Origin of the sequence: Plantactinospora veratri, assembly GCF_036421995.1 — a bacterium.
In the GTDB taxonomy this organism is placed as follows: domain Bacteria; phylum Actinomycetota; class Actinomycetes; order Mycobacteriales; family Micromonosporaceae; genus Plantactinospora; species Plantactinospora veratri.
In genome coordinates, this window is record NZ_JAZGQL010000024.1 from 1 (window position 1) to 12,182 (window position 12,182).

Annotated in this window: 10 protein-coding genes; all 10 read right to left on the bottom strand. The window is 71.1% G+C overall.

Features of this window, described 5'->3' with window-relative positions:
* Positions 1–113: 113 nt before the first annotated feature.
* The gene (locus tag V1634_RS25770; RefSeq protein ID WP_331210471.1) at positions 114–926 is read right to left on the bottom strand and encodes an SAM-dependent methyltransferase; all 813 of its coding nucleotides are present in this window, start codon (positions 924–926) and stop codon (positions 114–116) included.
* 150 nt (positions 927–1,076) lie between these two features.
* Positions 1,077–2,657: an outer membrane protein assembly factor BamB family protein gene (locus tag V1634_RS25775; protein WP_331210472.1), complete on the bottom strand. Its 1,581-nt coding sequence runs from the start codon at positions 2,655–2,657 to the stop codon at positions 1,077–1,079.
* 60 nt (positions 2,658–2,717) lie between these two features.
* A complete protein-coding gene (locus tag V1634_RS25780) occupies positions 2,718–3,485 on the bottom strand; it encodes a VOC family protein (protein ID WP_331210473.1) in 768 nt (255 codons plus the stop codon).
* A gap of 63 nt (positions 3,486–3,548) precedes the next feature.
* Positions 3,549–4,421 (bottom strand): oxygenase MpaB family protein, encoded by an 873-nt coding sequence (locus V1634_RS25785; RefSeq protein WP_331210474.1) that lies wholly within the window; start codon positions 4,419–4,421, stop codon positions 3,549–3,551.
* Positions 4,422–4,428: 7 nt separating this feature from the next.
* Entirely contained in the window at positions 4,429–5,679 is a 1,251-nt protein-coding gene (locus V1634_RS25790; protein WP_331210475.1) for an MAB_1171c family putative transporter, read from the bottom strand.
* A gap of 11 nt (positions 5,680–5,690) precedes the next feature.
* A complete protein-coding gene (locus V1634_RS25795) occupies positions 5,691–6,194 on the bottom strand; it encodes a hypothetical protein (protein ID WP_331210476.1) in 504 nt (167 codons plus the stop codon).
* A gap of 51 nt (positions 6,195–6,245) precedes the next feature.
* The gene (locus V1634_RS25800) at positions 6,246–6,695 is read right to left on the bottom strand and encodes a helix-turn-helix domain-containing protein (RefSeq protein WP_331210477.1); all 450 of its coding nucleotides are present in this window, start codon (positions 6,693–6,695) and stop codon (positions 6,246–6,248) included.
* Between the two features lie 431 nt (positions 6,696–7,126).
* Positions 7,127–8,188 (bottom strand): polysaccharide deacetylase family protein, encoded by a 1,062-nt coding sequence (locus V1634_RS25805; RefSeq protein WP_331210478.1) that lies wholly within the window; start codon positions 8,186–8,188, stop codon positions 7,127–7,129.
* Between the two features lie 169 nt (positions 8,189–8,357).
* Positions 8,358–11,435 (bottom strand): EAL domain-containing protein, encoded by a 3,078-nt coding sequence (locus V1634_RS25810; RefSeq protein WP_331210479.1) that lies wholly within the window; start codon positions 11,433–11,435, stop codon positions 8,358–8,360.
* Positions 11,436–11,650: 215 nt separating this feature from the next.
* Positions 11,651–12,148, bottom strand: a complete 498-nt coding sequence (locus V1634_RS25815; RefSeq protein ID WP_331210480.1) for a hypothetical protein — start codon at positions 12,146–12,148, stop codon at positions 11,651–11,653.
* Positions 12,149–12,182 lie beyond the last annotated feature (34 nt).

Below are 12,182 nucleotides of genomic sequence, written 5' to 3' on the forward strand. Positions count from 1 at the left end.
GTTTGACGGCCACGCCTGGGCTGGCCTGCCGCCGCGGGGCGGCCGGGTGGGGAGGACCCTCGTGGTCCTCCGCACCACCTCCCTGTCGGCTCGGGTTCTGCCCGGTGACCGCCCTACGGCTTGCGCCCGACCGCGCAGTACTGGTCGACGACGTGGGTCGGCGTGCTGGGGTCCGGCCTCCACCCGGTGACCGAAACCACGCCGGGCTCGACCAGTTCGAGGCCGTCGAAGAGGCGGGCGATCCGTTCGGGGCTTCGCAGGTGGTACTTCGGGTTCGCCGAGAGGTTCCAGATCCGTACGGCCTCGGTGTTCGCCTCGCTGGTGTCGCTGCCGTCGTACATCGCGAAATAGCTACCGGAGGGCAGGGCAGCCATGAGGCCGTCGATTATCGACTTGGCTTCGTCGTCGCTCTCGACGTGCCCGAGGATCCCCATCAGGAACAGCGCCACCGGCTTGGTCAGGTCGAGGGTTCTGGCCGCCTCGCGCAGGATCGTCCCGGTGTCCCGCAGGTCGGCGTCGATGTAGTCGGTGGCCCCTTCCGGACTGCTGGCGAGCAGGGCCCGGGCATGCACCAGCACGAGGGCGTCGTTGTCGACGTAGACGATCCGGGCGTCCGGCGCGATCGACTGGGCGACCTGGTGTGTGTTGTCGGCGGTGGGCAGGCCGGTCCCGATGTCGAGGAACTGGCGCACGCCGGCCTCGGCGACGAGGTACCGCACCGCGCGGACCAGATACGCCCGGGACAGCCGCGCGCTCTCGGCGAGTTGCGGAAGTGTCTGGATGATCTGGTCACCGACGGCCCGGTCAGCGGCGAAGTTGTCCTTGCCGCCCAACAGATAGTTCCAGATTCGGGCTGTCTGCGGGACGCTGCTGTCTATCTTGGAGAGTTCCTGCTGGTCGCCGGTCGTGGCCGAAGTATCTGTCACATCCGCATCTTTCGGGTGAGGGACGGCGCTGTCGGATCGGCACCAGGATAGCCGGGGAGATCGCCAGGGCAGAGACAGCCGGACCCGCCCCGTGCGGGATCTCCTGCCGCACGGGACGGATCCTGAGCGCGGATCAGCGCTCGCGCCAGGTCACGAACCCGTACCGGTGCCGGTGCCCGGCAGCCCGAAGGAGTAGAAGGTGGTGCTGGTGGCGCCGAGCCGCTGGTACCCGTTGCCCCAGTACAGCCTGCCGTCGACGATGGCCGGGCCGGCGTTCGACGCGCCCGCGCCCTGGTACTCCCAGAGCACCTCGCCGTCGTCGGCGTCGAGGGCGTACATGTAGCCGTTCAGCGAGCCGTAGTAGACCACGCCGTTCGCCGTCGTCGCCGGGCCGACCGCCAGGCCGCCGTGCGGTTCCGGTACCTGCCAGAGGATCTCCCCGGTCGCCACGTCCAGCGCGCCGAAGGAGCTGTAGTCGATGGTCTGCCCGTCGGGTAGCTGGTACGGCTCCCGGTCGTAGTTGGTCTCCGCGAAGAAGATCCGCTTGCCGTCGTTGGCGGTGCCCCACTCGATGCCGCCGAGCACCGAGCCCGGGCCGACCGACGCGCTCCAGATGATCTCCCCGGTCAGCGCGTCGAGCATCCAGAACTCGCCGCTCTTCTGGCCGGCCCCCACCGCCTTGCGCGGTCGCCCGTGCGGGCCGGGGATGGTGAAGAGGTGGGTGCCGTCGCTGGTGTCGTGGTCCGGGCCCGGGTTGGGGCAGTTGTTCGGCGGGAAGCCGGGTATGCAGGCGAGATTCCATTCGTCGAACCGGGGCGGACCGGTCGACCACTTGATCCTGCCCGTCGCCATGTCCATCGCGACGATCGAGTCCTTGGCGTTCCAGGCCGGCAGGCACTCCTGCGGCGTGCCGCCGTTCTCCTGGCACTCCCGGGCCGAGGCCGGGATCGAGTAGTTCTGTCCGGTGCCGACGTAGACGGTGCGGCTCAACGGGTCGATGGTCGGGGTGCTGCCCCAGACCGACGCGCCGCTGAAGACGTCGCCACCCGCTCCCTGGTCCGGCAGGGTGTGGCTCTTCCACCTGATTTTTCCGGTGGCCGCGCTGACCGCCACCAGGCTGCCCCGGAAGGTGCAGCAGTCGTACGCCGGGTCGCCGGCGTTGAGGAACTCCAGCGAGGAGACGCCCTGGTAGAGCACGCCTCCGTGGATGGCCGGCGACGAGGTGAGGATCGCGTCCGGATGGGTGTCCATCGCGGTGTTCCAGCGCAGGTCGCCGGTCTCGGTGTCGATCGCCAGCAGCCGGGCACCGGCCTGGGTGCCGATGTACACGGTGTCGCCGGCCACCACCGGGGCGGTCCGGGAGAAGGTGTCGGCGACCCCGGCGAGTTCGGCGACCGAACGGGACCAGATCACCTCCCCGGTCGCCGCGTCGACCTTCCAGAAGGTGCCGCCCCAGTCCGGGAAGTAGACGGCGCCGTCGACCACGGCGGGGGTGGCCGAGACGTCGCCGTCGGTGGTGACGCTCCAGGCGACCTCCAGGCCGCCGACCGTCGAGGGGGAGAGCACCCGCTCGTCCGGGTTCGACCTGGTGTTGCGGATGTCGTGGCCACCCATGGACCACTTCGCGCCGTGTTGGGCGCTTGCCGGTGGTGCGTGGATGACGGGTACGAGTGCCACCACGCACGCCACGGCCAGCGCGGACGCGGTGGTGATCCGCCGAACATCGCTCATCGCCGATCCCCTCACGACTGAGACATATCCATAAAGACATATCCCAATTGCGCGATCGGCTCAAGCTCGTCCGTGCGGCATGGTGTCGCCCGGCAGCCATCCGGCGAGGACCGCCGGGTCGGCGACCGCGCGTTCCACCTGCTCCCGTTCCGACCCGGTCAGCGGGATCTCCCGCAGCCGGGCGCCCCAGCCGGCGACCCGGTCCGGTTCCTCCAACGCGATCGAGAGTTCGATCAGCGCGGCGAGCGCCAGGGCCCGGTCGAGACCGGACGCCGTCTCGCCGTGCCGACGCAGCCCGGAGTTGAGTGCCCGGAACGCCGCCCGGTCGTCGGTCTTGAACTCGCGCAGGATCCGCGCGTTGTCCAGCACCTTCGCCAGCCCGGCCAGCCGCTTCGAGCCGCCGTACTCGAGTTCGTCCGGCTCGTCGCGCCGGACGAAGACGATCGAGTTGCCGGACGGGTCGACGATGCTGAACCGGGACGCACCGGACCGGTAGCGGGTGATCCTCGGCAGCCCCTTGCCGAGCACCTTCCCGTACGTCTTCCGCATCGCCGCCACGAACGCCGCGTGGTAGGGCGCGACGGCCCCGACCAGCACCAGGCAGCCGCCGGTGTTCTCCAGCGCCGGGTCGAGCCCGACCGTTGCGGCACCGTAGTGCAGCTCGAACCCGCTCCAGCGAAACGCCAGATACAGGTATGGCCTGCGCTGGTTCCAGGTCACCTCGAAGCCGAGAGCCTGCCAGAACGCGAGCGTCTCGTCCGCGGAGACACACGGCAGCAGCGGCACGGTCGTCTCGTCCGGCACTATCCGCTCGTCGCCAGTCACCATCGATCTCCCGCCCCGTCCCGGCCGTAGGTCGGGCCATTGTGCCAGCGGGCCGGCACGATCCGCCTATGCGCGAGGGAAGGAGCGGTGTTCCGCCGGCCCGACCGTGGCGATGTCGTAACCGTCCGGGTACGTCTTCGCCCGCAGCCCGCCTTCGAGGTACTGCCGTCGGCGCGGTGCCGCCGCGTACCGCAGGTACCCGGCGCGTCCGGCGAGCCCACCGGCCAGGGCCGCCCGGGCCCACCACGGCGGCGGGGCGACCGAGAGGGCCTCCCGCAGCGGCGGGTCGAGCAGCGCGTCGGCGACCCGCCCGCCGGCCGACACCAGCGGCCTCGGCAGGTCGGCCAGCAGCCCCTTGGTCGCGGTGATGAGCTGCCGGGCGGCCGGGGTGGGTGCGAACCGTTCCGCCTCGAACGCGTCGTACCAGCGCGCGTAGCTCTCCAGGTCCGGCGGGATGGCACTGATCCGCATCCGCCGGCCGAGTTCGGCGTAGAAGTGGTAGATCGCGGCGCGCTCGTGGCAGCAGAGCGGCCGCCAGCCGTACCGGTCGATCCACCGGGTGCCGACGAAGACGAAGGTGCCGAGCACGTACAGGTAGTCGTCGTTGTCGATGGCGTACCGGCGGTGCAACTGGTTGAGTCGTCGGGTGGCCGCCCGACCCAGCGGGTGGTCGAGGCCGTGTTCGATCAGGGTGTACATCAGGATGCCGGTGTCGTCGGCGCGGCGCTCGGTCCGGGAGGTGGTCTCACCGGTCGCGGCCAGCAGTTCGGCGATCGACGGCACGGCGAAGGTACGCCAGAACGCCAGCAGCAGTCCCATCCGGACGTCGAACGGGAACTCCCACAGCGCGGTGGTCCGATAGATCTGGTGGCAGTCCCGCGCCGGGTCGAGTTCGCGGATCTGGCGTAGCCGGTCGAACCGGCCGGGCCGGTGCAGCATCGGGCGGTCAGCTCCTCACCGGCGTACCGGTGGGGGCGGGCGCGACCGTGACTGGCGGCAGCCGGCGCAGGGCCGACGAGACCTGGCCGAGAAACTCCAGGTCACCGGCGAGGTCGGCGTCGTCGTCCCGCTGCTCCGCCGGCCCGGGGCGGGTTCCCGGCGCTGCCGCGGCGGCCGGCTGCACCGCCTGCTGTTCGAGGCTGGCCGCGCGCAACCGGGCGAGCGCGTCCCGGATCCGGATGGCCTCCCGGGTCGCGGCGGCGGTCCTGCCACCGCGACCGTCCCGGAGGGTCCCGTCGGTCGGTGCCAGGTACGGCGCGAGGGCGAGCCGGCCGTCGCGGATCTCGATGACCCGCCGGTAGAGCGCGAAGTCGAGGTCGCGCAGCATCCGCAGGTCGGCCCGGCGGGACATGGGCGGGTCGAGGGCGATCTCCGGCATCACCTGGTACATGGCGTGCCAGAGCGGGTAGAGCCGGAGGTAGGTGCGGGCCCGGCCCAGCCTGTCCACTGCGGCGGAGAGGTTCGGCCCCCAGGACGGGATCGTGAAGCCGACCGTGATCACCAACGCTCCGAGGCAGGCACAGAGCGTACCGACGTCGCTCAGGGTCGGCAGCGTCGTGCCGAGCCACGCGGCGACGACGTACCCGCCCTTGCCCAGGCAGTAGCCGAGCGCGACGATCGATCCGGCCGCGACCAGCCGCAGGCCCCGGCGCAGCCACGGACGGCCGTCGGTCCGGGCGACCCGGTTGGCGAACTGGAGGCTGCGCCAGGCGGCGACACCGAGGCCGACGGCGAAGGCGGAGACGTAGACCAGCAGGAACGTGCCGCCGACCGGGCGGGGGCCGTAGACGTCGTCGAAGTCGCTCGGCGCCTCGACCGTGGCGCCGCTGTTGGCGAAGAGCACCGCCATCGCGACCAGCACCAGGCCGTAGAAGACGGCCAGCACCCGGGCCCGGGGCAGCGCCTCGGCCGGCGGCATGTGCCAGAGCATCAGCATGACCAGCGCGGTGACGCTGTATCCGACGATGCAGGAGTAGACCAGCAGCGAGGCGAGATTCGGTACCCCGAAGAAGCTGTTCACCGCCGTGTAGACGGCCGGGACGGCCACGGTGAAGCCGGCCGCCGGCAGGGCGATGCAGAGGGTCAGCACCCACAGGTTCAGGTTGCGGGGGTTGCGGGCGAGTGCCCTCACCTTGTAACCCACCGCGATCCACGCCACCGCCGCGCAGAACAGAAAGATGCCGCTCTTACCGTCCATCCGGCACCACCCTAGTGCTCCAGTGACTGGCCGAGCCGCTCGACCACCGGGTCACTCGGGGTACGCGGTGCCGGCGGCCGCCACAGCCCGGCCCGCTGTCCGAGCAGCGAGGCGAGGGTCTCCGCCTCCTGCTCCTCCTGGCTGCTGTAGTTGGTCCGGGCGAACATCGCCCGGACCACCCCCGGGTCGAGGTGCCGGAAGAGTTGCCGGCTGCCCCGCACGTCGTCGAGCAGGTGCAGCCGGTGCTCCAGCAGCAGGTGGGCCAGCTCGTGCAGGGCGATGTGCACCCGCTGCACCCCGGTCGCGGCGGAGGTCACCACCAGGTAGTCGGCGGCGTCGGTCGAGACGCAGAGCCCACACGGAGCCCCGGGCGGCAGGTCGAACGCGATCAGGTGGACCGGACGTCCCCGGTCGGCGCCGAAGTCGCCGATGAACGTGTCGAGGTCGAAGGGGTCCGGTACCCGGATGCCGCGTGCCAGTTGCTCACAGCGCCGGCGTACCTGCCGTAGCGTCATGGGCCCACCGTTCCTCCGCGCGGCGTGCTGTCGCCAGATCGCGACCCGCATTCACGCGCCATCATCCGCGTCCGGCCTGCCCTGTTCAAGGACGCGGATCACCCCGAGCAACTCGGTCAGGGCATCGATGGCGGACTGTGCCTCCGGGATGACGGAGTTGCGCAGCGCGACGGTGCGGGCGCGTACCTGCTGCAACGCGGCGGCGAGGTCGAGTTCCTTGTCGACGTCGGCCGCCAGCCGGTCGCTGGTGAAGTACTCCACCGGTACGCCGAAGAACTTCGCCAGTGCCCGCAGGTGGCTGAGGTTCGGGTCGCGCTTCTTCCCGGTACGCAACTGTCCGATGTAGGTGTGCGAGATCGACTCGCCCTGTGCGGTGATCGCCTCCGCCACCTCGCGCAGGCTGTAAGCGCTGCCGTCGGGCTTGCGGATCCGGTCGAAGAGCCGGTCCAGCCGGTCGGCCAGGGGCCCCGGGCTGCGGAACTCGCCCGCCTCCTCAACCATCTGGCCTCCTCCGCAGCTGGGTCCAGTGGTTTACAGCATGCCATAGAGGCGTGCACGCATGTTGACGGGATCACGTGCCGTGTGCATATCATCGCTGCGGACGCGCGGGGGCATCCGGGAGGATGCGCTGGGACGCGCGGACCCGGGGAGGTGTCGTCGTTCAACGGGGGAGACGGGACCCGGCGTGCTGCCATGCCGGAGCCCGTCGTATGGGCGGCATCCGCGGACCACTCGCCGGGGGCGGCGGGTCCGTGAGCCCGACGGTCGACGTCGGGCGCCCGGCCGGGGCAGGGGTTCGGCCGGGCGCCTGGCGTCAGATCCATCGGACACCAGATCCACGTCGGACGTCTGTCCACCTGGACACGTTCCGCGGTCCGGCGCGAGCCCGGTGCGCAGGGAGTCTTCCTCCGCACCGGGCGCCGGGGTGGGACTCAGCTTGCGGTGCAGGTCGGTGACATCCCGGTCCCGCTACCGGTGCCCTGGAAGCCGAACTCGGTCGACTCTCCGGGGGAGATCCGGCCGTTGAAGCTCACGTTGGTGAAGGTGACGGCGCCGCTGCTGCCGCTGCGCTGACTGTTCCACGAGTTCGTGACCGTGGCGCCGGAGGGCAGCGTCACCTGTACCGACCAGCCGTTGGTGCCGGACGAGCCGGCGGTGACCCGTACGGTGGCGACGAAGCCGCCGGTCCAGGAGTTCAGCGAGACGCTGGCGGTGCAGCCGCCCGGTCCCTGCGTCGGCGGGTTCGTCGGCGGGTTCGTCGGCGGGTTCGTCGGGGGGTTGGTGGGCGGGTTGGTGCCGTCGGGTGCGACGGCCCGACCGGTGGTCGGCGAGATCATCCCGGGGCAGAGGTTGCGGTTGGCCAGGTTGGCAACGATCTGCGGGACGGCGTTGATGGTGGTCTGGTAGCCGTCGTGCATCAGGATGACGCCGCCGTCGGTGAGGTTTCCGGCGGCCTGGACGATCTGGGCCGTGCTGGCGCCGTTCCAGTCCTGGGAGTCCACGCTCCAGAGCACCTCGGTCAGGCCGAACTGGGCCTGCACCGAGCGCAGCGTGGCGTTGGTCTCCCCGTACGGCGGCCGGAACAGCCTCGGCGCGGTCCCGGTGGCCTGCTGGATGGCCTGCTGGGTCTGGCTGATCTCCGAGGTCATCTGCGCGGTGCTGAGCTGGGTCATGTGCGGGTGCGTCCAGCTGTGGTTGCCGATCCACATCCCGGCCTGCTGCTGGGCGCGTACCAGTGCGGGGTTCTGCTGGGCCCGCTGGCCGACGTTGAAGAAGGTGGCCCGGGCGCCGGCCGAGCGCAACGCGTTGAGCAGCGCGCTGGTGGTGCCGGTGTTGGGGCCGTCGTCGTAGGTCAGCGCCACGTAGCCGTTGCAGGCCGCGGCGGCGACCGGCGGCGCGGCGACCGTGACGGCGGCGCCGGCCGTGACGGCCAGCGCGGCGGCGGCGAGCGCGGCGTACAGGCGGCCTCTCGGCCGGGGACGCGGACGGGGCATGAGGGCTCCTCGGTGGTGGCTGGGCGGTCTGCCGGCGGTGCTGGACGTTGAAACATTCCGAATCGTGGATCGAAATATATTCAACGGTGACAGTCGATGTCTAGCCGCATCGGGGTACGGGCAGCCGGCAGCCCGGCATGGCGGACGCAGAATGGACGGCGGACCGGCGCTAGCGGACGGCCCGGGCCGCCAGCCGGGGCAGGCCGACCGGACTGCCGTCGCGGAGGATCGCCTCGGCCTCCGCCCCGCTGACCGGGCCGGCGAAGAGGTAGCCCTGACCGTGGTGGCATCCGTAGCGGCGCAACTGGTCCCGCTGTGCCGCGGTCTCGATCCCCTCGGCGACCAGCTCCAGCCCCAGGTTGAGCCCCATCGACACGATCGAGCGGACCAGCTCGCGACTCTTGCCGTCGGTGGCCAGCGGTGCCACGAAGGACCGATCGATCTTGAAGGCGTCGATCGTCAGGTGGTGCAGCGCCTGCAACGAGGAGTAGCCGGTGCCGAAGTCGTCGATGTGTAGCTGTACGCCGAGTTCGTGCAGCGCGGCCAGTTTCGTCCGGGCCGCCGGGACGTCGTGCACGATGACACCCTCGGTGATCTCGATGATCAGGGCCGCCGGATCCAGCCCCGCCGCCCGCAGGCTCTCCTCGATGTCCTCCAGCAGCCGGGTGTGCCAGAACTGCCGGTTGGAGACGTTGACGCTCATCCGCAGCCCCTCCGGGGCGGACCCGCCCGCCCGCCAGGCAGCGAGCTGCCGGCACGCCTCGGCCAGCGCCCAGCGCCCGATCGGTGGCATCAGCCCGCTCTCCTCGGCGATCGGCAGGAAGTCGGCCGGTGCCAACAGCCCGCGTACGGGGTGCCGCCAGCGCACCAGCGCCTCGAACGCGTGGGTACGGCCGTCGCCCAGCCGTACGATCGGCTGGTAGCGCAGTTCGAAACCGCCGGTCTCCAGCGCCCGGCGCAGCTCCGCCTCGGTACGCAGCCGCCCGACGACCCGCTCGTGCATGGCGACGTCGAAGACCGCGTGCGAGCCCTTGCGCTGCCACTTCGCCGAGTACATCGCGGTGTCGGCGTCCCGGATGACGTCCTCGGCGTGCTGGTAGCCGGTGCTGCTGCGGGAGATGCCGATGCTGGCCGAGACGACGAACTCCTCCTCGCCGAGCCGGAACGGCACGTCGAGCGCGCCCCGGATCCGCTCCGCCACCGCGGCCGGATCCTCGCCGTCGCAACGGTGCCGCAGCAGTACGGCGAACTCGTCCCCGCCGAACCGGGCGGCGACCTCCGCCTCTCGGGCGCTGGCCCGGATCCGTTCGGCGACCTGGACCAGCAGCCGGTCCCCGGCCAGGTGTCCCAGGCTGTCGTTGACCAGCTTGAACCCGTCGAGGTCGAGCAGCAGCACCGAGTAGTGCCGTTCCGGGTGCCGGGCCTGGGCGGTGACGGCCGCCTGGAGCCGGTCCAGGAAGAGGGACCGGTTGGCCAGCCCGGTCAGCGGATCGTAGAGGGCCGCGTGCCGGAGCAGGTCCTCCTGCTCGCGCAGGGACTTCAGCACCGCGTCGTGGTCGAGGGCGATGGTCAGCAGGGCCGCCCACTGGTTCATCATCTCCCGGCCGCTGGCCACCTCCGCCTCGATCGGACCGACGACGGCGAGCATTCCCCAGTCACTGGCGCCGATCTGCAACGGCGCCACGTAGACCATCTGGTCGGCGTCCAGGTCCGCGAGGTCGACCAGTTCGGCCGGCGGGAACGACCGGGGCGGCACCGGCTCGACCGGCATCGGTACCGGCCCACGGTCCCGTTCGAACATGGTGACCAGGTCCAGTGTCCGTTCGGTGCCGTCACCCCCGGGGATGGCCGACCAGAGCCCGAGGCAGCCGCCCCGGGCGTTGGTGTCCTGGATCCAGGCCAGCGCGCGGGGGTCCTTCTCGTGGCTGCGCAGCAGGTTCTTGCTGACCGTGTAGAGCGTCTTGAGGGTGGTCTGGAACTCGTTCTCCTCGATCCGGTGGGTCCGGGACCGGCTCTGCGCCAGCGCGACCACGATCTCCTCGGTACCGGACCGGACCCGTTCGGCGCCGACCGGGTCGTGCTGACCGACCCGGCCGGCCAGGCCCAGCCCGTACCGCCGGATGGAGTCCATCATCCGGACCACGCCCTCCGGATGCCGCTGGCTCAGCGTCTGCAGGTCGACCAGGGCCTGCCGCAGGTCGAGCCGGTCCGGTCCCGGCGCGTCGTCGACGGCCGCGCCGAGAGCGTCGGCGACCAGGGTGCCGGCCCGGGCGATGGTGACCCGGCGGGGTGGGTCGACCTGACCCGGCAGCGCCGCGACCAGTTGGGCGACCAGGTGTTCGGCGGTCGAGGGTCCGGCGTCCGGCTCCGCCGCCAGCATCCCGGGCGCCAGCGGGTCGGCGCAGCCGCACGACTCGCGGGCCTGGAACGACGTGGGCACAGAGAAGGTCCGGGCCTCGATCTCCTCTCCGCGCGCGGCCCGCAGTGCGAGTTCGGCGGCGATCCGGCCCAGCGCCTCGAAGCTCTGCCGCACCGTGGAGAGGCTCGGGGTGAAGTAGACGACCCCTTCCATGTCGTCGAAACCGACCACCGCCTGCTGGTGCGGCACCTCCACGCCGGCGGCCAGGAAGGTGCGGAGCAGTCCGATCGCGTTGAGGTCGTTTCCGGCGACCACCGCCGTCGACGGCAGTCCGGCGGCCAGCATCGCCCGGCCGGCACGTTCGCCGCCGCTCTCCCGGTTGTCTCCGGTGTCGAAATGCAGATCGGTGCGGGGGGTTATCCCGCACTCCAGCAGGGCGTCGCGATATGCCTCGTAACGCTCGCGCAGATCCCGCAGTTCCAGGTATCCGGCGAAAGCGATCTCCCGGTGGCCGTGTTCGACCAGGTGCAGGACCGCCTCGCGTACTCCGCGACGGTTGTCCGGGAGCACGACCGGACAGGAGACGCCGGGCATCGAGTCACTGATCATGATCACCGGTTTGCCGGCGCGCTGGATCGAGGTCAGGTATCCCGGCGACGCCGAGTTCAGGATCACCACGAACGCGGAGACGTGATCCCAGGCCACCAGGTGCGGAAAGTCGGGAGGTTCGGGCGGGTCGAAGTCGAATGTGCCGGCGCCGAGTGTCTGAATGGCGATCATCCGGCCACCCGCAAGGGCGGTCGTACGCGCGATTCCGCCGAGAATGCTGCCGAAATAGTCGCAGCCGACAGACATGGTGAGTACGCCGATGGTGGGGCCATCGACCACGGCCATCACCTCCTGCACCAGCCGCCGCCGCAGGTCGCGGAGGCTGGGCCGAGTCCGGTGGAAAGGTGGCTTTCCGGTAGTTTTTCCGATCAACTTCCGGAAAATTTCAGATAACCGTCGAGGAGCCTACCGGATCATGTTCGGACCCGTCGATACGCGCGAATTTATCGTCCCGAGATCACCGGACTGACCTGCCGGGCCGGCCGCCCCGACAATCAGGAGCCGATGCAGCCCGGCAACCGGGGAATGACGTCGGCCGGGACCAGATCGGTGCAGATCGCGTCGGTGCCGGCGACGAGCGCCCGCCACGTCGCACCGTCGCGGTCGTACCTGAAGAGGACGAAGGCCGGGTCGACCAGCTCCGGCGGCACGATCGTCGTCGCGGTCGCGTACCCCCGCTGGCAGGCCAGGTCGCGCAGCCCGCTGATCTGCGAGTCGACGGCGCCGTACAGCTCGCCGTTGGCCTTGAGCGCGGCGAAGAGGGTCGCCGCGTCGACCGGGCAGCCGTCCGTCGCGGTCGCGGTAGGGGTCGGGGCGGCGGTCGTCGCGGGCGCGGCCGGCGGCGACGTGCCTGCCGTGCCGGCCGGCTCCCCGCCGGCACAGCCCGAGCCCAGCACCACCAGCCCGACCAGGCCGACGGGCCCGAGACCTCGTCGAGCGACGACGGTACGACGGAAAGCGTTGCGCGGTGGGCGGATCACCACGGTGGTCATGCCGAGGCAGGCTACCCAACCTCCGCCGCCCGTG